16 protein-coding genes are annotated in these 25,001 nt (G+C 44.8%); 4 read left to right on the top strand and 12 right to left on the bottom strand.

Annotated features, from left to right (window positions below):
• Nucleotides 1–38 precede the first annotated feature (38 nt).
• From addA to ACWNM1_RS07220, 3 genes are all read right to left on the bottom strand, one after another.
• On the bottom strand, nt 39–4,163 hold the full coding sequence (addA, locus tag ACWNM1_RS07230) for a helicase-exonuclease AddAB subunit AddA (protein WP_449600515.1): 4,125 nt from the start codon (nt 4,161–4,163) through the stop codon (nt 39–41).
• Nucleotides 4,164–4,165: 2 nt separating this feature from the next.
• Complete coding sequence (addB, locus tag ACWNM1_RS07225; RefSeq protein ID WP_449600486.1) at nt 4,166–7,678, bottom strand: helicase-exonuclease AddAB subunit AddB; 3,513 nt, start codon at nt 7,676–7,678, stop codon at nt 4,166–4,168.
• 621 nt (nt 7,679–8,299) lie between these two features.
• Nucleotides 8,300–9,094 carry a MerR family transcriptional regulator gene (locus tag ACWNM1_RS07220; RefSeq protein ID WP_449600485.1) on the bottom strand — a complete coding sequence of 265 codons (795 nt, stop codon included), beginning with the start codon at nt 9,092–9,094 and terminating at the stop codon, nt 8,300–8,302.
• A gap of 395 nt (nt 9,095–9,489) precedes the next feature.
• Between ACWNM1_RS07220 and ACWNM1_RS07215 the strand changes: the two genes are divergently transcribed.
• The gene (locus ACWNM1_RS07215; RefSeq protein WP_449600484.1) at nt 9,490–10,164 is read left to right on the top strand and encodes a DUF4097 family beta strand repeat-containing protein; all 675 of its coding nucleotides are present in this window, start codon (nt 9,490–9,492) and stop codon (nt 10,162–10,164) included.
• Between the two features lie 471 nt (nt 10,165–10,635).
• Here ACWNM1_RS07215 and ACWNM1_RS07210 read toward each other — a convergent pair whose 3' ends face one another.
• Complete coding sequence (locus ACWNM1_RS07210; RefSeq protein ID WP_449600483.1) at nt 10,636–12,060, bottom strand: class I SAM-dependent rRNA methyltransferase; 1,425 nt, start codon at nt 12,058–12,060, stop codon at nt 10,636–10,638.
• A gap of 99 nt (nt 12,061–12,159) precedes the next feature.
• Here ACWNM1_RS07210 and ACWNM1_RS07205 point away from each other — a divergent pair, with 99 nt between their 5' ends.
• On the top strand, nt 12,160–13,146 hold the full coding sequence (locus tag ACWNM1_RS07205; protein ID WP_339243204.1) for a Na/Pi cotransporter family protein: 987 nt from the start codon (nt 12,160–12,162) through the stop codon (nt 13,144–13,146).
• A gap of 52 nt (nt 13,147–13,198) precedes the next feature.
• On the opposite strand, the gene ACWNM1_RS07200 is transcribed toward ACWNM1_RS07205, so the two are convergent.
• From ACWNM1_RS07200 to ACWNM1_RS07185, 4 genes are all read right to left on the bottom strand, one after another.
• A complete protein-coding gene (locus tag ACWNM1_RS07200; RefSeq protein ID WP_449600482.1) occupies nt 13,199–14,029 on the bottom strand; it encodes an energy-coupling factor transporter transmembrane component T family protein in 831 nt (276 codons plus the stop codon).
• The gene (locus ACWNM1_RS07195) at nt 14,026–15,732 is read right to left on the bottom strand and encodes an ABC transporter ATP-binding protein (protein ID WP_449600481.1); all 1,707 of its coding nucleotides are present in this window, start codon (nt 15,730–15,732) and stop codon (nt 14,026–14,028) included. Before ACWNM1_RS07195 ends, ACWNM1_RS07200 begins: the two co-directional genes overlap by 4 nt.
• 110 nt (nt 15,733–15,842) lie before the next feature.
• On the bottom strand, nt 15,843–16,403 hold the full coding sequence (locus tag ACWNM1_RS07190; RefSeq protein WP_449600480.1) for an ECF-type riboflavin transporter substrate-binding protein: 561 nt from the start codon (nt 16,401–16,403) through the stop codon (nt 15,843–15,845).
• 158 nt (nt 16,404–16,561) lie between these two features.
• Nucleotides 16,562–18,790 carry a hypothetical protein gene (locus ACWNM1_RS07185; protein ID WP_449600479.1) on the bottom strand — a complete coding sequence of 743 codons (2,229 nt, stop codon included), beginning with the start codon at nt 18,788–18,790 and terminating at the stop codon, nt 16,562–16,564.
• A 211-nt stretch (nt 18,791–19,001) separates the two neighbouring features.
• Here ACWNM1_RS07185 and ACWNM1_RS07180 point away from each other — a divergent pair, with 211 nt between their 5' ends.
• Complete coding sequence (locus tag ACWNM1_RS07180) at nt 19,002–19,736, top strand: AzlC family ABC transporter permease (RefSeq protein ID WP_449600478.1); 735 nt, start codon at nt 19,002–19,004, stop codon at nt 19,734–19,736.
• A complete protein-coding gene (locus ACWNM1_RS07175) occupies nt 19,727–20,053 on the top strand; it encodes an AzlD domain-containing protein (RefSeq protein ID WP_449600477.1) in 327 nt (108 codons plus the stop codon). The genes ACWNM1_RS07180 and ACWNM1_RS07175 overlap by 10 nt, the downstream gene beginning before the upstream one ends.
• Before the next feature lie 723 nt (nt 20,054–20,776).
• On the opposite strand, the gene mtaB is transcribed toward ACWNM1_RS07175, so the two are convergent.
• The 4 genes from mtaB to prmA form a co-directional block, all read right to left on the bottom strand.
• On the bottom strand, nt 20,777–22,120 hold the full coding sequence (mtaB, locus tag ACWNM1_RS07170) for a tRNA (N(6)-L-threonylcarbamoyladenosine(37)-C(2))-methylthiotransferase MtaB (protein ID WP_449600476.1): 1,344 nt from the start codon (nt 22,118–22,120) through the stop codon (nt 20,777–20,779).
• Nucleotides 22,121–22,123: 3 nt separating this feature from the next.
• Nucleotides 22,124–22,888, bottom strand: coding sequence for an RsmE family RNA methyltransferase (locus tag ACWNM1_RS07165; RefSeq protein WP_449600475.1), 765 nt, complete (start codon nt 22,886–22,888; stop codon nt 22,124–22,126).
• A 278-nt stretch (nt 22,889–23,166) separates the two neighbouring features.
• Nucleotides 23,167–23,850, bottom strand: coding sequence for a site-2 protease family protein (locus ACWNM1_RS07160; RefSeq protein ID WP_042190984.1), 684 nt, complete (start codon nt 23,848–23,850; stop codon nt 23,167–23,169).
• A 2-nt stretch (nt 23,851–23,852) separates the two neighbouring features.
• Nucleotides 23,853–24,908 carry a 50S ribosomal protein L11 methyltransferase gene (gene prmA / locus ACWNM1_RS07155; protein ID WP_449600474.1) on the bottom strand — a complete coding sequence of 352 codons (1,056 nt, stop codon included), beginning with the start codon at nt 24,906–24,908 and terminating at the stop codon, nt 23,853–23,855.
• Nucleotides 24,909–25,001: the final 93 nt, after the last annotated feature.

Here is a 25,001-nt window from a genome sequence, read left to right as displayed (position 1 = left end):
CGTCCTCTTTCCCCGCTCCTATGCGGTAATGAATAGATTTATAATTTCACAGCATGTCCGCCGTCAAAAAAGTACAGCCAAATCTCGCTGATCGGTTCTCCCAAAATATCATGTAATGCCTTGCTGTATAACTCTAGCTGAAAACGATATTTTTCCTTAAGCGCTTCTAACCCACCCTGATGTTCTAAAACAGAGTCCGTCTTATAGTCTAGCAGAATGATCCGGTCTTCTTCACGGAACAGGCAGTCAATCACCCCTTGGATCAGCACAGCTTCACTAAAGCCTTCATTATTATTCTCAGGGCTTAGCTCTGAGATGGCTTTATTCATATAATCAAGCCCTCGATAAGCTTCCCCTGCGGAAACCATATAACTGAACGGCATTTCTCTAAGCTTCCAAGTAGAATCTATTAATCTACGACCAAGTTCATTCGTATAAAAAGCCTCGATCTGCTCGGGAGCCACTGCCTCCACCTGCTCAGCAGTTAGAATAGCCACTCTATGCAGGCGGGCTAATGTTTCTTCCACAACTTTAGGATCAACTGAACCCTCCAGCGGAATATGCTGCATAACCGTATGGTAAGCTGTCCCGCGCTCCGCTGGGGTTAGGCTGCGCTTTTCCATAAATTTCGGACGCCGCAAATGAAGACTGTCTGCTCCTGCTACATTTGGACGTTTATTGTTTTCTGTTGATTTAACAGGATAGCTGCCTTCCTCTAGGAGATCATAAGAAGGCTGGTCCTGCATCGACAATAAAGCTTTTAACTCCGTAACGGAGGTTTTGGCAGGAATACCAGAGGCAGCCGCAAACGGATAAGGCCATTCTAGTCTTCTAGCAATTTCATCGCTATTCTCTGATCCATAGACACTTACAGATTCACCTTTTTGCAGCGCCTTGAGGACAGATTGACGTTCTTCTGCTTTGTCCTCAGAGTTATCCGAAGGAAGGAACGCCCCGGAATTCAGTTCGGAAGCATTCTGCACACTGATGCTCCAGTTCGAGACATCGCTGTGCAGCACTGTCGAAACGGTACCTTCAGAACCGCCTAGCTTACGAAGAATAGCCGCCGCCGGATGCCGGATCAATGCCGGACCAACCCAATCCAGATAGCTGCGACCCCGGGCTAGTAAATGATCAGCAAGCAGTAGCTCATCACGATTCTGCACACTGCTCCAGCTGGCAATTTTCCGTGGTAAATCTCTTACGGTACCGACTAGAATCATCTTATCTCTCGGACGAGTCAAAGCTACATATAATACCCGCATTTCCTCAGCCAATAATTCAAGTCGTGTACGACGATTAATAGCCAAATAAGGAAGCGTTGGGTAGCTGACCCGTGTTTCCCGCTCCACAAAACGTGGTCCGAAGCCAAGCTCTTTGTGCATCAGGAAAGGAGAATGCAAATCCTGCCGGTTAAACTGCTTCGCCATACCCGCTATAAAAACAACAGGAAATTCCAAGCCTTTGGATTTATGGATGGTCATAATTCTGACCCCATTCCCCTCTTCACCGCCACCACCAGCTACACCAAGATCTCCGCCATTCTCACGAAGCCGTGAAATGAATACCAGAAAACGGAACAACCCACGCGCCGCAGTATCATTCTCAAATTGAACAGCCCGATCATACAAAGCCTTAAGATTGTTCTGTCGCTGTGAGCCTCCAGGCAAGCCTCCAACCCATTCCAGATAACCGCTCTCACCATAAATACGCCAGATCAACTCACTGAGACTGCCTTGTCTAGCCGCATCTCTCCAGCTTTCAAGCCGTTCTAGAAAACTCTTAAGCTTATGCTTCAGCTTTAGGCTGATTTGCGGTAAAGCTCCACTTCCAGCTTCTACCTCATTAATGATTTCATCGTTATTATTATCTGAGGTAACTTTCTCTTCCGCCGCACTTGCTGTTTCTATCACATGAGCCGAGAAAAGATCGTATTCTTCCTCTGCTTCTTTTGTATCTTGTATGTTCGCTGCCACTTGTACAGCACGATAGAAAGAACCATGGCTGTACATCCGAACTGTAGCCAGTTCCTCTTCAGTTAGACCAACAACAGGTGAACGAAGCACACCAGCGAGTGGAATATCCTGCTGAGGATTATCGACTATTTTTAAGAGTGAGAGTGCAATTTCTACTTCTGTGGCTTCAAAATATCCTTTATTCAGATCTCCGTAAGCAGGGATTCCTTCCATACGAAGCTCTTCAATGATTAAAGGGGTCCATATTCTCGCCGAACGAAGCAAAATCACGATATCACCATAAATCACCGGGCGCATAATCTTAAGCCCCTTATCATAAATCAGCAGCGGAGATCCGCCATTCTGGCCAGTCATCTGTGATATACGCCGAGCTATCGCCCGTGCTTCCAGCTGCGCAGTCTCACTCTCAATGGCTTCACTTTCCTGAAGTGGAGTCTCACCGTCCTCAGCAGCCTCTTCTACTTTACCCGCTGCCGCTCCGCGATCGATTAACAATAGCTCTGGCGCAAAAAAAGTATCTGGCCCCTTCTCTGCTGCACCCGGGAAATTCGCACCATACACAAGCTCAGCACGTTCGTCATAATTAATCTCCGCCACCGTCTCGTTCATAATCTGCCGAAAAATCATATTTACGGCGTTCACAACCTCCATACGACTACGGAAATTACGGGCTAGATCGATAACCGAACCGCCGGACGATTCATTTGGCTTCTCAGATAACTCGCTTAACTCGGATTCGCCAACTGTATTGCTGCCACCTCCGGCATTCTTAGAGCCAAAGCTACGGTATTTATCCAGGAACAGCCCCGGCTCTGCCAGACGGAACCGATAAATACTTTGCTTCATATCTCCGACCATAAATCGGTTACCAGGTGTTTCGCGGGATATAAGCCGCACAATCTCTTCTTGCACACTATTCGTATCCTGATATTCATCTAACAGAACCTCATCGAATTGAGCACGGTACTCCATCGCTGCATCAGAAGGCAGGGAATGTCCCGGCAGGGAATCAGGATGGCGCAAAATTTGCAGACAATAATGCTCCAAATCACTAAAGTCGACGAGACCCCGTCCTGCTTTTTCGATTCTATAACGTTCACCGAACGCTATCACCGTCTCAGCAAGCTCTGCCATAAGAGGAGCCGCCTCGTTCAGTTCTCTCAAAAAAACATCAGCAGGACGGCCAAACAATGCCTTCTGAAGATCTAAAATACTCTTCTTCACACTATCGCGCAGTTCTTTAACCATTTCCTGCAGTCCAGGATCTGTCGAATCCTTCTTACAAGCTTTCAATTTTCCAAAGTATACTTCCATGAAAATATCATATAATTCTGCCCATGGCCGTTCATTCACAGCCTCCTGCAATGCATTTACCATCTCAAGGTCAGTCGTCAAATTCTCGGCATAAGGCGTAGGACCACCCGGCTGTAGCGCGATTTCCCGGCCTTGGATAAGCTGACTGGCTGCACCCGCAAGGGTCAGCTTCGCTTCTTCAAGAATACTTAGCACCCAAGGAGTTCGACCTAAGCTATCTGTGTCTGGTAATGAGAAATCAGCTGCGGTATCACGAAGCCACTGCTCTGGCCAAGGATGGCTACGGGCATAATCATGCAGTCGCTGTATGAGCGCATGTACCGCATCATCACTGCGTTCACCACTGAACCAGTCAGCAAGCTGTACAAATACGCTATCCGCGCCATCTTCACCTACTTCACCGTATTTTTCCTCCAGTAGCTCTTGAAGCAGCTCCTGCCGCATCATCTCTGCTTCATGTTCGTTCAGGATACGGAAACCAGGATCTATAGGAATAATCTGATAATAACGCCGGATCACTTCCAGACAGAAGGAATGTAGTGTTGTAATCGAAGCTTTCCCGAGCAACGACAGCTGACGGCGTAAATGGTCATTCTCTCCATTCTCCTCCAGCTCCCGATCTAGTGCTTCCCTAATCCGCTGGCGCATCTCGGCAGCAGCAGCTTTGGTAAACGTAGCTACTAGCAATCTATCTACGCTAAAGCCATTCTCTTCCTTGCTGATTTTGCGAATAATCCGTTCTACAAGTACCGCTGTCTTACCGGAACCTGCCGCCGCGGCAACGAGGATATCATCACCGCTCTCAGCGATGGCGCGCCACTGGTCATCACTCCATATGCTTCCTTCCGGTTTCGCTTCTATTTCAGACTTCATATTCACGGTGTAGTTCCTCCTTTGCGGGACAGCAGATCCCAAATAACGTCCTTCCCTGGCTTACCCAGATTGTTGTAGCCATTGCCTTCCACGGCTTCATCGAACTGGCAGACGGGTCTAAAGGAACAGAATGTGCAGGCTGTCTCTTGCCCAATCCGGTACGGCTCAATCGCCACATCACCTTCCGTAATGCGTGTCCCGATTTCCGAGATCGTTCCCCGAACAGATGATAATAAGTGTCCCCATTGCTCTGGTGTAGCTACAGAAGCACTACTATAAAAACTGCCATCAGCTTTTACTGCTACAGGCACGATAGAAGAATACCCTTTGTCTAAAGTCGTATCCATCAGGGATACTACCTCGCGGTCTGCTGTAAGCAGTCCTTTCATCTTGAAGCGTTTCAGCAATTCTTGTTCTGCCTGTTCCTTGTTCATCCCATTAGATGAGGTTAACAGTGGGTCATGTACGTGGAAATACAGTGTCCCTGCTGGAAGCGCCGGTTGCCCGAGCCATTGCTCCGAGTACGTAAGCAGCACATCCAGATAGGTCAGCATCTGTAGCGATAATCCATAGTACACTTCATGCAGCTTGAGGTCTTTCTGACTCGATTTATAATCAATCACTCGCAGAAGAATTCCATTCTCTCCACGGGCCATGTCTACACGGTCAATCCGTCCAACAACCTCCATCACACAGCCATTCGGCAGCGTAATTCTTAAAGGAGGCAACTCCTTATCCGGTCCAAAATCCAGCTCCAGCCCTACCGGCTCAAAGCTGCCTCGGCGGGCATGCTCGCCTAGAATTACAGAAGCACGTCCAACAATATTTTTTAGCTTGCGTGAGATGTATCCGTAACGTTTAGAGCTCATCAGAATTTCACCCTGCAGCATCGGCGATAAACGTTCTACCGTCTCACTTGCCTCACGCCGACATTCCTCTGGAGACAAGCTTCCCCAGCCACGGCCCTCTTCTTTCAGTCTTACCGCCATGTCACTTAACGCAGCATGGAACAGTTGTCCAATATCAGGTGCTTGCAGCTTATATAGCTGGCGTTCCTTTAGTCTAAGTCCGTAAGATGCAAAATGGGAGAAAGAGCAAGCAACAAACTTCTCCATCCGGGACACACTGCCTCGCAGTGTCGATCCACCGTACAATCTATGGCTTGTTCCACGCTTTAGCTTCGTTCCCACGTTACGATAGAACAACGAACTGAGCAGACGTTTCAATTCGAGACTACGAATATCATCAGCAGCGAACCAGTTATACACATCCCACCATAATTCAGGTATCTCCGTTCCCTGGCGCCACTGGCGCAGCTGCATAATCAATGCACGAAGACTCTGTTCTGGATGACCAATGTAACCAAGGTGAATGGAATCTCTGACTTCTTCTGGTAGTCCTGCAGGGGGAAGTGCTGCCAAGCTGTGCTCATGAACCCTTGGGAACATTCTATGCAAATGACGGATTACCTCAGAGGGAAGAAGCGCCTTGCCCTCATCATCAGCAGTGGCGTAGCTAATCCAGAGCTTTCGACTTCCTGTCGTTAGCGCATTATAGATCAAAAACCGCTCGTCCAGCAGCTTACGAGAAGCACCAGGAGCAAGCTCCATACCGGCGTTCTCAAGCACAGAGCGTTCGCCTTCCGAGAGAATTCCATCTTCCTTAAACTGCGCAGGTACAACACCTTCATTAAATCCAAGCAAAAAAGCGTATTTAACTCCCGTTGGTCGAGTCCGATCCATGTTACCAACCAGTACTTGATCGAGCGCGGGAGGAACAAGTCCCATCTTAAGCTCAGCAAGTCCTGTCTCTAGGACTCCGCTGAACACATCAAATTCAAGTCTCTCGTTGCCCATCATCTCGACGATCTGATCTAGCAGATCAAGCACTGCACCCCACAGCTGACTATGTTCTCTAGCCTTCTCGGGTTGCCCCTTCTCCATAGCACCGACACTAAGTTTCTCCAGCTTTCGGGCAACATTCGTCTCATCAAGCAGCTTGTACACTGCGGTACATAATTCAAGGCCGCTTCTACTCTTCTGTATCCGTTTCTCAAAAGCAAATAGAGGACTCGTTATACTAGCACGGCATCGCTCCATTGTAGCAAGCAGTTCTTCATCCATCTGTCTGCCGCCTTCCAGCGACAAGCTAGGAATCCCTTTCCATGAACGGCCATCCGTCCAGCGATACCCTTGAATCCCACAAGCCAGCACATAATTCTCTAAGGCGTCCATATCCTCACGCGTTATACTGCCGTCCAGCGGTAGCAAAAGCTCTGTCTTTACACAGCGGAATACATCCTCGAAGCGCCAGCGTCGACGCACCACATCCAATGCGGAACGTACAAACTCTACCAATGGATGATGCAGCTCATTTACCTTCTGGTCCAGAAAAAAAGGCACTCCGTAATCTTGGAACAACGGTTTAATCAGTTGCTCGTAATCTCCAATATTACGCATCAATACGGCCATTTCACCATATTTCGCACCTTCATCTCGCGCCAGTCTGATCATTTCACGCAGTGCTCCCTCAACCTCTGCTCTGTGAGAAACTGCTGCGCCTATAGATATCGCTTCATTTGCCAGTTCATCTGCACCCATCCAGACCTTTCGGCGGTCATATCCCCTTTCGAGATGAGCAAGAACAGGACTTTCTTCAAAACGCGGAAGAACCGCTGGCTCCAGAAGCTCGTCCCACACATCAATGCCTAGCTCTTCAGCTATTCCACGCAGTTTAATGTAAGTAACCGCAGTTGGGTGAAACAATTCAAGCTCATTCAACTGATCTCCATAGGGATACGAACGATCAAGTGTAAGGGACACGGTCAGCTTCGATGCTTGCTGCATCAATTCACGAAGCACTACGAATTCCTGCGGGGTAAAGCCGTGGAACCCATCAACCCAAACCTCCGCCCCGCGAATGTAAGAGGAATCAGGAATATGCTCAGCTAGTTCCGCTAAACGATCCTCTTCGTCGATATAGAGGCGTGACATTTCCTTCTCTAAATCGCTGAACACCAGCTGTAAATCATCCAGCTTGCCTTCAAGAATAGGACTTCTTGCAATAGCGCCTCGCATTGCGGATAACTGCTCCTCTAAATCAGAGGAAGCCAAGCAGCAACGCTTCATCTCCGTATGCAGTTGATTCAACCGTTCGACAAAACCCGGTCTGTCGGCAGAGGCACCAAATAATTTCAGTTCCTCTTTACGGCGACTGATGATTTTGTAAATCAACATCTTTTTACCTTCTTCACTGATCGGCAGACTAGCGCTGCCTCCAGTTTCCTGTTTCACTCGATAGGCAAGCCGAGAAAAGCTCAGTGTCTGCGCCCGAATGCTTCCCTTCACATTCCCTACGGTCAAAAGCCCCCGTTCTGCTCCAAAGGAACCTTGTTCCGGTACAAGAATAATGATCGGCGCGCCAAGAGGCTCCTTCTCTAATGAAGAAGAAATAGACTCCCATATTTTTGTTGTCTTGCCACTACCAGAGCGGCCTAGTAAAAAGGTTACCGACATAAATGATAGACTCCTTCCGTAGCGGAGAAAATGTATATGAAACAAGGTGAAATACTCACCGTTTGATAATGTTCAAATGAAAAAGTTCAGTCGTTCCTCGTCCCCTCAGTATAACATAGCTGCACAAATCAGAACATGCGTTTGCTAGTATTTTCTAATGATTTACAATAAAAAAGCTACGAAGTAAACAGAACTAACGTATTTTGGTGACTTGCTGTTTAGTATTTCTAGTTTGTTAATACCCGGTGCGCAACGTTCGATGCTTTCTGTTTGGATTTAACGCAGTTTTTGAATTGAAAAATCATTGCTTTTGAAAAATAACGTTTAGACTGATCCATTAAAAGAAGCAGCGGCGGACCAAGATTTGATAAATAAAGTCTGAGACTGCCGCTGTTGTCGTTGAACTAACGCATATTATCCTAAGAGGCTTATAGCGTTAATCTGCCAGATAGCTAATAGATAACATTGAACTATAGTTAAATATTTATCTAATCGGCGAAGTATAACGTTCTTGTCCTCAGTCAGGGGCAAGAAACATGATTCCTTAATCAAAAAAAGCCGCTAAATTAGCGACTTTCAATCAACATTTTTCTTTTCCTAACCTTTTCCTTTGTATTTAATCTAACATGAGCGTTTTTTAATGAACAGTTGTATCTGATAATCCCACTGCAATATTCCAGTCACAATAATGTTATGAAGAACAAAATCTGGACACACATCGTATTCCGTCTTTGCCCTTTCAAGTAAATTTTGTAATACAGCATTCTTATTCTCTTCGGTACAAATTGCACACAGATAGTCCCCTTCTGGTAGCACAGTCAGACCCTCTAAAGACGGATATTTCAAGCAAACAGCAAATAATCGTGTTATTCCTTCAGCCGTGAACATTCCTGCCATATCTTCAAACAGAAATTGTGAATGCAGAGACGTTTCAATTTGTTGATAGAAATGTCTGTGATAGTCCCATAAATTCTTAAGTGTAGGGCTTTCCATTTTATTCGAAAGCATAATTACCCTTTCCTCTATGTGTCTGACAAAGTAATTTTCACTTTGACTATAACCGTCGTGGAACTTATTTTCATAATGTAGATAGGCACGTTTAATTTTCGATTTTGCATACTGCAGACGAGCAATTTTATCGTCTGCTCTTTTTTCTGCTTGTTTTAGAAATGCAATTACTTTAGAGAGATCATTCTGCTGCAAAATATCTTTAATATCCATTAAAGTAAGATCCATTGCTTTGAGCAGTTCAATGGTTTGCAGCTTTACGAGCTCCTGCTCGGAATAGTATCGATATCCCGACAATTCATCTTTATGGTATGGCTTGACTAATCCAATACGATCATAGTGCCGCAAGGTCTCAGTGGTCATCTCTACGATCTCTGCTGCTTGCTTAATTGTAAAATAGTTGTTCATATCTACCCTCTTGACCTTTTTGTAACACAAAAGTTTATGATGATTAAAACATATGCGACTGATAAACGCAACGAAATACAAAATGAATTTATTCCCAGAGAGGAAGGCAAATATGAAGAACTAAATCATGTATCAAAGGATTATCAAACATGTATTGCTGTCTGCAGTCATATTGGTATGGTTGGCTGACAGATCCTACTTTATTGACTATCATTTTGTGTATTTATTCCAATCCAAGCCTTGCAACATATTTGGATAGACTTTTTCAAGATCATTATGTTCAACTCTAATGCTTTGTTGCATATCGGAACTTGTCTGCATAGCAGCTTACGATTAGCATTCGTAGGACTGGCTATATTTAAAAGAAAAATGATTTAACGAAGGAGCGTTTTATAATGAAAAGTACTGCAAAAAAATTACTAACTACTATAGGCATATTAGTGACACTATTGATCTCATTAGCAGGATGTTCCTCCGACTCCACTTCCATGGAGGAAAAAAATTACATCATACCTGCCCAAAAGATTGATACCTTAACAATTGATGTAAAGGACAAAAAAATAAATATCCTCCAATCTAAAGATGAACAAATTCATATTGTTTACTATGAAAGTGAGAAAGATTTTTACAAGATTGATCTATCTGACGATAAAGAACTGTCAATGGTAAGTGACAGTAATAAGGAATGGAACGACTATATCGGAGGAAAAGGCTCGCAAGTAACCAGAACTATTCAGGTATCGATACCTGATGCAACTTTAAAAAATTTGACTTTAAAAACATCAAATGAAAGTATTGTATTACCGACAATCGTGTTTTTAGGGACAGTGGATGTAAACATAAATAACGGAAATATCCAACTGGACAAATTGAATGTAGGGACGGCTATAACCCTTGAAACAAAAAACGGAAATATTAGCGGTTCAATTCTAGGGTCATATGATGATTTCGCGATCTTAAGCAAGGTAAAGAAAGGAGATAGCAATTTGCCTGCCAATAAAGAGAATGGTTCGAAAAAATTATCTGCTTATACAAATAACGGCGATATTACCTTACAATTTTCTGAGTAGCCAGTAGTTAAATATTAGCTCGTATGAAGTGAGATACAATATTGAAAGGGATAACCCCTGTTTCACTTTTGAAACTTCTGGTCCTACCTTTCCGACTATTCTACCGGCCTATAACCGATAAAATATCCCTCTTGTAATGGAAAATCACCTTGATAAAGTTGTTGATCCGACCTGTAAATCGATTATCTTATGATGTACCCGAGGCCCAAAATTAAGCTTGATCGTGACTTCCATCAAAATAAAGTATAAGCCGCACTACAGCGGCTTATACCTTCTGGATTACATTCGGACTCAGGAGTCGCTATTCATGAAATTCGTGCTGTTTTGGCAACTTTTCGGACTAAGCGGACATACCTTGTTAATCCCGAATCCTACTCTTCTTAGAACATAGCAAAAAATCCGTAAAAAGAGGCCTCGATCGAAGACTCCTTTTACGGATTAAAATCCATTACCTATATGTGAACAGCCAGCTTATTTCTTACTCCGCACTTCAAAAATCGCAAACTTCAGATAGTGTCCTTCGTTAACGCCTAGAATCTGCGGATGGTCTTTGCCTGCGGCACGCCATTCCACAAGTCTCAATACTTTACCTGCATCTTTAGCTGCGTCGGCAATCGTCTCAAGGAATAGATCCGGCTGCATGTGGTAAGAACAACTTGCAGTAACCAAATATCCGCCTTCGTTAACCAGCTTCATGCCGTGTAGATTGATATCCTTGTAACCACGGCAAGCACCTGCTACTGCACTTTTAGTTTTCGCAAACGCTGGAGGATCTAGGATAACTACATCCCAAGTTTTACCTCCACCTGCTGTCATCGGCTTGGAGGTATCCGTTTTGGTTGTTTTGCCTCCGGATTTAGCATTTGTAGACGCTACTGTTGATTCCGTTCCGCTTGCAATCGTCGCGCGCTCCGATCGTTCCTCCAGACCTTTTACCTGATTGCGCAGGTAGGCAAAAGCATCATCCACTACAAATTCCACTCGATCACTAAAACCATTCAGCTCCACATTGACTTTGGCACTCTCTATGGCATGAGCGGAAACGTCAAGGCAGGTTACTTTTTTCGCACCATACTTGCAAGCATGCAGAGTGAAGCTGCCTGTGTGCGAGAAACATTCCAGCACTGTAGCACCATCCCAATAAGGGAAGGTTACGTGTTTACCACTCTTGTTTACCGGCAAAGTTTGTAACGAGCCATCTTCTGCTTCGATTTCTTGCAGCGTAATGCCACTTCGTCCACCCCAGCCCTTCATGAGTGGGGCAATAGATGCTCTATTCTCACGCTGATCAAAGAAGTAGCCTGTCTTTTGGCCCTCTTCGATATCTACTACCAGCTTAAGGCCATTCTCACTTACGGTAACATGACGTGGGCATTCCCCGTACAGCACACCTGTAGTCTGCTCCATCCCTTCCAGTTCGCGCACGCTAACATCACTGCGTTCATAAATACCACGCGGTGCCATAACCTGTACAAGTGCTTCAACAATCTCTGTACGGCGCTTGTCCATTCCGAGTGTAAGGAGTTGTACAACCAGAATATCCCCGAACCGATCCACAATAAGCCCTGGCAAAAAGTCCGCCTCGCCATAAACCAAACGATATGCATCTGCCCCAGGGAGGAAACGTTCTCTATGTTGCAGACAATTCGTAAACCGTTCTACGAAAAAAGCTGTATCCATGATCGCCAGTGGTCCCTGCGATACAATTCTCACCCGGATTTGCGATGCTGGATTGTAATAGCCCACGGCCAAAAAACGGCCTTGATGATTTAGGACATCTACTAATCCCCCTGCTTCTGGGTTTCCTTCAACTGATGCAACTTCACCTGCGTAGACCCATGGATGGCCCTGTTCTAATCTTTTTTTGCGATTGCGTTCTAAAATAACCGATGCCAATGACTTCAACTCCCTGTTTCTCTAAAAATGATTTTATACATGTCCTACACGTTACTTTCATATATTGGTGTACAACCCTCGTCCAAAGGAGTATGCCCAATGTTCCGTGATCTGCTTTTCCCTATTATATATGGTCTTGTCATTTTTCTGGCTGGCATGAAGCTAATGGAAACAGCGTTGTCCAAGCTTGCAGGGCCACTGTTAACTACAAGCCTGAATAAGGCAACCTCTACACCTATCAAAGGCTTGATCGCAAGCAGTGTACTGTCAGCCCTGCTTCAGAGCAGCACGGCTGTAACTGTGCTAACGATCGGTATGGTGAATGCCGGCCTGCTCACCTATGCCCGTACACTTGGCATTATCCTAGGCAGCAACATCGGCACCACTTTGACCACAGAGTTGATCGGACTTCAGATCAATTCCATGGCATCGCCACTGCTGGCTGCCTCGCTGAGTCTGTGGGCCGCAGCGGTTATAGCTGGCGAGTTACCGCATACATCACGGGCAGCAGCACTATGCCGGAAAATATCAGAACCGCTGCAATTCATCAGCCTGGCTGTATCAGGATTCGCCCTAGTCCTATGGGGAATCGCAGTCATGCAGTCCATTGGCGGGACGCTTCAGGAGAGTGGCCTATTCCTTTGGTTCTTGAATCATGCTACCACAAGTGCCCTATGGGGACTCGCCGCTGGTGCCTGCTTAACTGCCCTGTTACATAGCAGCGCAGCAGTTATCGCCATGGCCATGGGCATTGCTGCCTCGGGTGCCATGCCGCCAGAGCTCGGCATAGCCATCGTGCTCGGTGCCAACGTCGGTACCTGCGTCACGGCAGTCATCGCTTCCATCGGCGGCTCGTCTTCTGGCGTCTTTGTCGCTTGGTCGCATGTTGTACTCAATGTAAGCGGTGCGCTACTGTTCCTACCTCTTATTGGGCCCCTACAAGCAACTGCTGCATGGATTGGCGGAGGAGCCGCCTCACAAATCGCCCATGCACAGACTATTTTTAATGTAGTATGCTCGTTAATCGCACTGCCATTATGTTACCTGCCTGTATGGTCAAGACTGGAGAAACGTCTTCAATCGTAACAATATACTGTAACGCCTGATCCCAAACTTTCCACAACTGTACTATTATACTTCAATCGAAAATATTATAAAACCGCGATCCATCGTAAAAAGTGATTACTGTCGAAGATATTGCGATCAAAGCGAATAAGATCAAAGCAATATAGTCGTTTTTTGAGAACGGACGACTGCTGTACCATGTTCGTTTTCTCTTAGTTCCGAAGCCGCGTAACTCCATAGCCGTACTAATATTCTCAATTCGCTCAATGCTAGTCAGAATCAAGGGCATTAGAATCGAAATGATATTTTTAAGCCGCTTAGGCAACTTTTCTTTTCGGGAGATGTCTATTCCCCGTGCCTGAGCAGAGAACGATATATTCTCATAATCTCTTTGGATATCCGGAATGTACCGCAGCGCAAGCGATACAGAATATGCAATTTTATAATTCACACCAATCCGGTTTAAAGACGCTGCGAATTCACTAGGATTTGTCGTTAGAAGGAACAACAGTGCCATGGGAATGACTACTGCATACTTAAGGGCAATATTTAATTGATAGAATAGCTGCTCATATGTAACGGTATACCGACCTACAAGATGAACAATATCATGACGTGAACCATAAACCTTTACACCTTCCAAAGGAGAAAAAATAAAGATAGCTATATGATTAAGCACAAAGAAGATCAGGATAAAATATAGTACGAAAGCATAATCCTGAAATTGAACTTTAGAAACTCTAAAGGCAATCAAACTAAATAATAACATCACTATTAGACATCTTGTGTCATATGTAATCATCCCTGTCACAGACCACACTATAAATAAAATCAGCTTAGTGGCGCCTGTAAGACGGTGAATAGGTGAATCTTGCTTCGTAAAAGTTAACATTGTGGCCTTCATCCGCCCCGGCTCCTCCTGTCGTATGCAATAAATCTTCTTACGAACTCTTCTGGCTGATCCAATTGGACCCTCATAGCCAATGTAAATAGTGAGGTCTCTTTCAAATTAGCATTCCTCACTACTTCTATATTGGTTAATACTCGCTCAGGGCTATCATCAGCAAGCTTAACACCATCAGACAACACTACAGCTCTATCGGCATACTCCAGCATAAGATGCATATCATGCGTAATCATAATCACTGTCATTCCCTGTTCCCGAAGCGTCAAAAGAAATTCCATCATTTCGTTGTAGTGCCTATAATCCTGTGCTGCAGTCGGCTCATCTAATATGATCACTTCCGGTTCCAAGATCATAATAGAAGCAATAGTCACACGTTTCTTCTGTCCGTAGCTAAGCGCAGAGATAGGCCAGCTACGAAAAGCGTATAGACCGCATATTTTCAAAATATGATGCACTCGCTCACGAATAATCTCCTCAGACACCCCTCGTAATTTAAGGCCTAGTGCAACCTCATCATATAAAAGCGTCTTAGAAATCATATGATTAGGATTCTGCATCACGAAACCGATCCGCTCTGCCCGCTCCTTAATCGTATCCTTGGCAATATCCCTTCCGTGCATCAGTACCGAACCGGAAGTGGGCTTATAAAAGCCACAGATAAGCTTAGATACCGTGGATTTCCCAGCACCATTTCTCCCAGCTATACAGACCATTTCTCCTTTATGAATAAGAAGGTTGAGTTTATGAAGTACTGGTCTGCTCTTCTCATAACCGAATGAAACATCATGTAGCTCAAGGATAGGTAGACTCTCACGTTTATCCTGCTGCGAATTATTGTTAACATACCAGTACTCAAGCTTGCTGGAGCAAGAGTCCAGCCGAATTTCATCTATATGTTGTGGATTCATATCTGATGCAATCGTACATCCTGCATACTTTAAAGCCGTTAAATAGAGAGGTTCCCGAATACCTACTTCTGAAAGTAAGCGAGTGCTTAATAGCTCAGCGGCTGGCATATCCGCCGCAATGCGTCCGTCATGGATCACAATAATTCGGTCCACCGTACGGTGAAGTACTTCCTCGAGCCTGTGCTCGATAATAATAACCGTTTTACCGGTCTCTTTTTGCACTCGGTCAATAAGCTCAATCGCTTTTGTGCCGGTATATGGATCTAAGTTTGCCAGCGGCTCATCAAACAACAGGATGTCCACATTACCAACCAGAACACCAGCTAAGGTCGTTTTCTGCTTCTGACCACCTGACAATTCCTGAGGTGACGCTTCCAAATATTCGTGGATATCCACGGCTGTTGCCGCAGCCACTACCTTTTCTATCATTTCGGCCTGTTGAACCGCGTGATTCTCCAGACTGAAGGCAATATCCTCTCCAACCGTTAATCCAACAAATTGTCCATCCGGGTCTTGTAGTACAGTCCCTACCTGATCCGACAATGCTGCAATACTAAGTTCTTTCTGCTCCAGACCCATAATTCGCAATGACCCAGACATTTCACCTTTATAGGCAAATGGGATGAGTCCGTTTATACAATGAGCCAGTGTACTTTTTCCAGAACCAGAGGGTCCCACGATAAGTACCTTTTCCCCTTCGGCAATCGTTAAGTTGATATCTGTGAGTGTAGGCTCCTGCTGTGCTCGATATTGAAAACTAAAATCCTTAAATTCAATCACTGCTTTTTTCATCCTTGACCTTCCTCTTAGCTTCGTTTGAAGAATTTCACTTCCATTATATGTTTTACAGCCATAAAAAAGCCGGTGATCTCCACCGGCTTTTGGTTTGGATTATATGCTACTCAGGCTTCTCTGGTCAAGCTGCCTTGCTTCGTTCTTGTCTTTGCATATGCAATTGCGAGTAGTGAGCCAATCACTGCTACAGTGACTATATTGGATGCTCCGGCGATAAGTCCTTGTGTGAATACTTTATTCACTGGTTCTGCATAGATTAGAATATCCAGTACAGGTGCTACTAAGAACCAGGCGATTGCGTTCGCTACAATCTGAGCCAGATTAAAACGAATCAGTTCCTTTCGTCCGAACTCCCCCTCATGAATCCCAATTCTAGCCACAAGCAGACCAACAACGAGCCCAACAATGCCAGAAGCGATCACCCAACTGAACCAAGGGGAACCATAAAAAATCGCATCCTTCAGTGTATGTCCGATCAGGCCAATGAGTAATCCGGCAAACGGACCGTACAACAATGCGAACAATGCCAGTAAAGCGTATGTAGTTTCAATGTTAGTGTTTGGAATTCCGGATGGAATCGAACCGAACCTGCCCAAAATAACGAATAAAGCAGAACCGATACCAATCGCAACAATCGTCTTAATCGATAACACCTTTTGTTTTGCCATATTTTCATCTCCCCCAACGCTTCTTTTTTATTTTAAGTAATTATACATCGGAATAGTAGGAATTAATATAGATTAAAATAAAAAAATCTGCAAAGCAACATTAATGTTGGCTTTGCAGACCCAGACCACTTATAGAGTTATTATATGATTTGTTTTATCTATTTCACAGTAACGGTTACCGTCACTGTCTTGGTGCCAATCTTTCCTTTAATAGATGCCGTTCCTTTGCTCACAGCTACAATCTGGCCGCTAGCAGATACTCTAGCTACAGAAGGCTTAGAGCTAGTCCACGCCGCACTTCCAGTAACAATAGCGGTCTTCCCCGTATCATACTGCGCAATCACAACTGCATTCTGAACAGCTCCCGGAGCCATCTTCAGTCTATTTTCGTTGACAGTCAACTTCATTAGCTTAGGAACTACATTAATTTTGACACTAGCAGCGAGCCCTTGGTAAGAACCTGATAACGTCGCAGTTCCTTCTGTTATGGCTTTAACAGATGTACTTTTAACCGTGGCAACTGCTTCATTCGAGGACTCCCAATTCATGCTGCTGGAGATATTCCCCGTCTTACCATTAGAGTAGTAAGCCGTTACCTTTATGGATTTAGAACCTTTAATATTCAATTCAATCGCATTCGGTTCTACAACAATCTTAGTAACCTTTTGTTCAATAGTAACCGGAATACTAATAGTCTTATTAGCGTAGGTTCCCTTTAAAGTGGCAGAACCCTTCACCAGTCCTTTGATTACCTTACCGGAAGAGGTTGTCTTGATAATTGCATTCGTACCGGTAATCTCCCATTCCATAGTACCTGTAGCATCGAGTTCATTCCCATTTTCCATCACAGCTTTGACTTCAGGAACAGCCTTCTCTTCACCAGTAACAATCACAACGTTTTCCTCTGGTCCGAGCAGGATATGAACCTTATCTTTAACTGTAACACTCACTACAACACTTTTTTCCCGGATAGCCGCTTTGGAGGAGGTAGGATTCTCTGATTTTATTTTGCCGACAATATTAACAGTACCAGCCTTTTCAGCAACGAGCTTGCCATCTTTGATGGTGGCGATCTCATCGTTGGCAGAAGTCCACTCGATTTCTTGACTGAAATCCAGCTTCGTTCCATCTAGCTTGGTTCCGTTGACCTTTGGCAAACTAACGGAATCCTCTGTGTACATGTCCAGTTCCTTTTTATCAGCTTCCAACTCAGTAATCGTAGGATATACCGTCAACTTAAAGCTTTTACTAATCCCTCTGTACTCTGCTTTAATAACCGATGTTCCCACTGCTTTTGCGGTGATCGCTGCAGCATCAGTACCCGCAGTAACCGTCGCCGCAAGTTGGTTGTCCGAACTCCATACTGCACTACTGGATACATTCGGAGTGGAATTCGCAGCATCTCGAACTTCTGCTTTAACGTTCAAGCTCTCACCCATAAACAAGAATTGATCGCCTGATGGAGTAAGCAATAACGCCTCGTAAGGAGCACGTACATATACATCCACAGTTTGTGTAATCCCCAGATAAGATACTGTAATTACAGCTTTTCCTGCGGACAGTACTTTGATTTCTCCCTTGTCTACAGTAGCGACACTTGTATTAGAAGAAGACCATTCCGCCTTCTCTGAAATATCATTTGCGGTCGTCTTTGTAGTCTCTTTGGTAAACGCAGCTACTTTCACCGGATTATCGCCAACGAGCATTTCAATTTCCTTAATTATGATGCCCTTATCATTTTTAAGCTCAATTTCAGAATAAGGCAATTTGACTACAGCTTTAAAGGTTGCTGTTAAGTCCTTGTATTTGGCAGTAATGGTTGAGGTACCTTCACCCGCCAGTGTGATTTTACCTTCTGCAATCGTCAATACGCTTGTATTGGAGCTGCTCCAAGTGGTATCAGCCGTTACATCCTTGGCAGAAGTCGCTGTTTCGCCACCAATTGCATTGGCTTTGACCAACAGTTTATCCTCTTCGTCACCCAATTTATAGTTCCCTTCGGAGCTATATTCAAGCTTCAATTCTTTAATCGGATGTGACACCTCTACTTCTATAGTAGCGAGTGCATGATTATAAGTAGCTGTAATAATAGCCTTTCCGCTATCTATTGGAGTCAATAAGCCATTTACTACTTTTACAGCGTTAGTGTTAGAAGAATTCCATACCACTGCTCCAGTCACATCTCTTTTGGAGGAGGACCCTTCCACATTCGCATATACCTTCAGTTGCTTTGGCGTTTGTCCAACCGTAAGCTGCACTTTGGCTGAGCTTTCAAACTCAATCGAGTTGATATCGCCGGCAGCTGCAAAGACACTTACCGGAAAAACCGCAGTAGCTAACAATATCATGATGAGGAGCATTTTCGTCATTTTCCTGTACACAGTCATTTGTTCTCTCCCTTAGGTTATAATGTCGTTTGGTGGTTTATCCCCACACTCTTTTACTTATATCGACAATTGTACACCAAGTGTTTACCCTATAACTCCATAAAGCCAAATTCAGGACTTTCAGACTAGATAATCAGGTGGAGGGTTGATCAATATATTAGGAAGTAATATGCTAGCTACTACATTCTTTTTTTGAACCAAGGGGGCTACGATGAGTATAGAGAACTTTCAACTAGAGAGAATCCCTACTCCAAAAGAGGAGGATAGCTTCCTTAAAGGGGTAAAAGATTGCATTCCTACACTACTCGGTTATTTGAGTATTGGACTTGCAGCAGGTGTTGTTCAAAAGACCGCCGGGCTGAGCATTGCTGAGATTGCCTTGATAAGTCTGATGCTTTATGCCGGTTCTGCACAGTTTATAGCTGCTGGAATGATAGCTGTAAGCAGCTCACCTGCTGCTATTATCGTTACGATATTTATCGTGAATCTTCGTCATATTTTGCTTAGTGCAGCTCTTTCACCTTATTTCCGGCATCTTACCCCACTGAGAAACATGCTGGTTGGAACCCTGCTGACAGATGAGACCTTTGGAGTTGCTATTAATCAAACAGTGAATAAGCAACAAATCAGTGAAAAATGGATGCACGGCCTTAATCTCACTGCCTATTTAAATTGGTTTATTGCGAATATAGCAGGAGCTTTTTTGGCACAGTGGATTTCTGATCCAGAGCAATTCGGTCTACAGTTTGCTTTACCTGCCATGTTCATTGGCATCCTTGTTATTTCCATGATTGATCGTAATAAAATAAAACTTGATTTAGTTGTCGCAATCCTAGCAGTAATCATCGCTGTAGCTAGCTCCTTCGTATTCTCCGGTAGTGTAGGTATCATTATTGCAACGGTCATTGCGTCAACAGTAGGGATGGTGCTTGAAAAATGGAAGTGAGATGGGATGTATTTTTAATTATTATAGGGGCGGCTTTGGTAACCTTCATTCCAAGGGTGGTTCCATTAATGATTCTAAGCCGATTCGAATTGCCTGAATGGGGAATGCGCTGGTTAAATTATGTTCCTATCTCTGTTATGGCGGCACTAATAGGTCAGGAGATCCTCTTAAATGATGGAAAATTCCCGCCTATAGCTAATAACGTTGAGCTTTTTGCGGCAATCCCTACTTTTTGGATCGCTATAAAGACCCGGAGTTTGCTAGGAACTGTACTTACGGGTGTTATTTCTCTTATGATCCTGCGGATGTTTTTTTGATCATGCAGGGGACCCCAAAAGCAATGAGTTACTGTGGCTGCTGGTCCCCCGGCTCTTATCTGACCACTTCTTGGCGCTACGTGTATGAAGTCGCTATCTGGAATAGCTACATTATTTCTGCGTAACAATCAGGATTCATCATGCCAGTTTCGTCCATAAAAGAGTTAAAAAGATGACTTAGTACAAGTCATTTATAGTGATTGTAAGCGAAAGCTTCACTTTCAGACGCTCCGCACCACCTTCTCAGCGATATCTGGGGGATTTATACCCCTCTTTCTCACTTTTCTCGCCTTCCGGGCGATATCTGGGGGATTTATACCCCTCTTTCTCACGTTTCACACCTTCCGGGCGATATCTGGGGGATTTATACCCCTCTTTCTCACGTTTCACACCTTTCACACCTTTCGCGCCTTCCGGGCGATATGGGCGATACGGGCGATACGGGCGCAGTTTTGGGCTTCTTTACAAAATCACTGCTAATATATGTACCACTTTTCCAAGAATATTGTCCCTGGAGTCCGAAAGTATGCTCAAATGGCTAAAAAGTATGCTGGTATCTCCATAGAAAATCGCAAGATTAGGAGAAAGCTATGCCCCTCACATGTAGCAGCTATTCCTCTGCTATGCGGTTGCATTTCTCAGCTAACGCCAAACAAGCAAAGGAGCAATTCTCCATTAAGGGGAGATTTGCTCCTTTGCTGTCTTTTAACTAAAGTCTATTACTTAAAGGACTGCCTGCTTAAGACCGCTCTGACTTACCCCGATCAGTTCGCCTCGGCATTCGTTCACACCAGCTTCGGTGATCTTCACCTCACAAAGTTCTCCTTGAAGTGAATCCTCTCCATCAAAGAAGACCTGCAAATAGTTGTCGCTGAATCCATGCTGGATATTGCGGCCCGGAGCTCCTTTAGGGGATCTTTCCGGAATCACACTAAGCGTCTGTCCTACAAACTTACGGGCATATGCTAATTGCATTTCTTCGGATAGATCAATCAGCTCCTGCACGCGTACATTTTTGATCTCCTCATCGATCTGATTCTCCATCCGCGCTGCAGGAGTACCTGTCCGCTTGGAATACGGGAACACATGCATCTCCGAGTAATTCACAGCCTTCATGAAATCGTAACCGGCACGGAACATCTCATCGGTCTCGCCCGGGAATCCAACGATAACGTCAGTGGTAATCCCGACATCTGGCATCGCCTGGCGGATCAATTGCATTTTGGCGTAATACTCTTCTGTTGTATATTTACGGCGCATCGCTTTCAGCATATCATTATGACCGGCTTGCAGCGGGATATGCAAATGACGGCACATTTTGGAGGAACGGTTCAGCACCTCAAGCAGCTTCTCATCGATCTGACTAGCTTCGATAGAACTGATACGAACCCGCTCTAGACCATCCACCTTATCTAGATCCCACAGCAAATCGGAAAGACGGTAATTATCAAGATCATCGCCGTAACCTCCGGTATGAATACCCGTTAGTACAAACTCCTTATACCCTGCTTCTACCAATTGATGCGCTTGAGCTACGATGCTTTTTGGATCACGACTGCGAGAAAGTCCACGCGACCATGGAATGATGCAGAAGGTGCAGAAGTTGTTACAACCATCCTGAATCTTCATAAAAGCACGCGTCCGATCCGCAAAGCCTGGCACATCCATCTCTTCGAACTCACGTGTCTTCATAATATTACGCACAGCATTGACCGGCTGACGTGAGGCTTCAATATTCTTCACATGTGTCATGATCTGATCGCGGTCCTGGTTACCGATGACAAGGTCAACTCCAGGAATATCCAGAATCTCCCCAGGAGAGGTTTGTGCGTAGCAGCCTGTTACGGCTACGATGGCCTCTGGATTACGGCGCACGGCGCGTCGGATCATTTGACGGCTTTTTTTGTCACCTGTGTTAGTTACTGTACAAGTATTAATCAGATATACATCGGCGGGACCCTCGAAATCAACCTGCTCGTAACCTTCATTTTTAAATAGCTGCCAAATGGCTTCGGTATCATAGAAATTCACTTTACAACCTAAAGTATAAAACGCTACGGATGGCATCTCTTAAGCTCCTCCCATTTCTCCAGATTCATATAATATACAAGCAGCGGCAACCATGCCCGCTGTCTCACAGCGCAGAATTCGCCGTCCTAGTCCTACGGATATTGCCCCGGCTTCTTCTGCCTTGAGGCATTCGTCCGGAGTAAAACCTCCTTCAGGACCTACCACAACCATCACTTTCACGCTAGACTGCGGTGAAAGCGATGCTAACCATGGAGCGACGCTGCTTCGAAGCTGTAAGCCTTCCTCTTTTTCATAACAGAAATAAACAGCATCATACTCACTAAAAGCCTGCAAAAGCTGCTTCCAGGACAACGGTGATCCTACAGATGGAACGATGTTCCGATGAGCCTGTTCGGCAGCTTCCTTACAAATTTTACGCCAGCGATCCAGTCGTTTGCTTTCTTTACGCTCGTCGTATTGCACTATTGTGCGTTCTGACAGAAAAGGAACAAAGCCTACAGCACCAATCTCTGTACACTTCTGAATGACAGTTTCCATCTTATCGGCTTTAGGCAAGCTCTGAGCGACTGTAATTTTAATTCGAGGTTCATGCGTCATCTCCAGGGACTCCAAAATGTTCACAGTGACTTCCCCAATTTCAATCTGCGCAATCTCTACTAATGCCTCACGGGAAACACCATCGCTAACAATGAGCTTGTCCCCTGCCTTACCACGCATCACTTTAGCGATATGACGGGCATCTTCCCCATCAATTCTCACGGTATCCGCACCAAACTGCTCCGGTGTAACGAAATATCGCTGCATCTCATCATCATCCTGTTCATAAATTCAGTAACAAATATAAACGCCTTCGGCGTCCTTATAAGGACGGTAAGCGTTTAGTCGAAAAATATAAGTCATAAAGTATAGATTGATACTTATACTTTCTTATATTTGAAGAAACGGCTTAGTCGCCCTTATATGGACGTCACCCGTTTCTTCAAGAAATATAAGGTTTGGTCAGACGAAAATTAATGATCAAATTTTGATCAAATTACATAATACAATGTTTTACAAAGGTTGAACAGACTTCATCCCTTGCCTTAGCTGCCAAAAATTCTTAGAGATAGCTGTACGAATGTTCTCGACATTTCACTAGCCCAGCCTGCGAGCGGATCAATCGTATACGTCCGTAGCCCAGGAATAAACAGAATCAATAAAAAGAGAAATACAGCCCATTGTTCAAATTGCTGTAATTTGCCGCGGATCGAACGCGGGGCGATATCTTCCACAATCCGATAGCCATCCAGTGGCGGCAGCGGAATAAGATTGAACAGAAACAGAAAGAAGTTCCATTGAATGAAGGTGCCAAAGAATAAGTATACAGCCTCGAGCATGCGATCATTCGAGATATTATCTAGAACTCCAGTTGCCGCAAGTGCACCGTATATTATAGCACCAATAATTCCTAAGAGCAGGTTACTGATTGGTCCCGCAGCTGACACGATGACTCCCATGAGACGAGGACGACTAAAGTTATCGCGGTTTACCGGAACCGGACGTGCCCAACCGAAGCCAGCAACTAGCAGCAGCAAAATACCAAAGAAATCGAAATGAACAGCAGGATTAAGCGTCATGCGGCCAAGTAATCTTGCCGTTGGGTCACCGAACTTATTCGCGAAATATGCATGACTGAATTCATGTACTGTAAAAGCAATTAAAATTGTAATGAGCAGGAAAGGAAGCTGATCTAAATCTACTCGAATTATATTTTGTAATATATCCATCTTTACCTCTTTCCGGCTGTAAACGCCACCCAATCTTCCTCACGGGATATTTCAATAATCTCAAAACCAGAAGCTTTCAGCGCGTTCGCTACAAGTCCTTCTTTATCTTTATATATACCTGAGGTAATGTAGAGGCCTCCAGGCTGAAGCGCGCGGTACACATCATCCGTAAACAATACGATGATTTCCGCCAAAATATTCGCAACTACAATTTGTACAGGCAATGTCACGCCAAGGCTGCCTTCTTGCTCTTGCTTAGCAGGAACGGCTCCTTCTAGTGAGTGACCAGGTCTAGCGGATGGCCACATCTCTCCAGCCGCTGTATCAGCTACGCCTTCCCCGCCCAGCAGCGATAGAAGATCGCTCTCTTTTACCGTTATGGATGATTCAAGCTTGTTAAGGGCTACATTCTCCCGTGCACTTTCCACAGCCACCGGATCTAAATCTAAGGCCAATACGGATTTTGCACCTAGCAGCATCGCACCTACAGCCAAAATTCCTGAACCGGTGCCGACATCGATAACTTCTTCACCGCCGCTAATATTCTTTTCAAGTGCACGGAGGCACAGAGCTGTTGTAGGGTGAGTCCCAGTACCAAATGCCATGCCAGGGTCGATCTCAATGATGGCTTCATCTAAACTCTCAGGCGTATATTTCTCCCAGGTTGGTTTAATGGTAAGACGTTTGGATACGCGTAGCGGTTTGAAATATTGCTTCCATGCATGCGCCCATTCGTCTTCATCCACAGTCTTCCAAGAAATCAACGCTTTGCCTGGATCAATCCCGTACTCATGCAATTCGGCTACCCGTGGAGTCAATTCTTCTATAACAGCATCCATATCTGTGGAATCGGCATAATACCCTTTTATGACCGCTTCCCCTTCAGGAATATCATTCAAAGGTTGGTCGTACAATTCACCGTAACGTGTATCCCGTTCTTTATTCAGTGTGCCGGATTCCTCGATAGAAACTCCACCCGCACCAGCTTCATATAAAAAATTCGAAATCATTTCCTGTGCTTCTTCTGTTGTATGTATCGTCACTTCATGCCATAACATCTTTATGTAATCCTCCTAAAAGTTTTGTGAGCATTTGCTTCATTGATTTACTTCGTGCAAAACTCGCTTCGAAAGCATTCGCTTCATAGTATA

The sequence above is a fragment of the Paenibacillus sp. Marseille-Q9583 genome (assembly GCF_976954365.1).
Note: the sequence above shows the minus strand (reverse complement) of the source record. Positions and strands in the feature narration are given on the sequence as shown.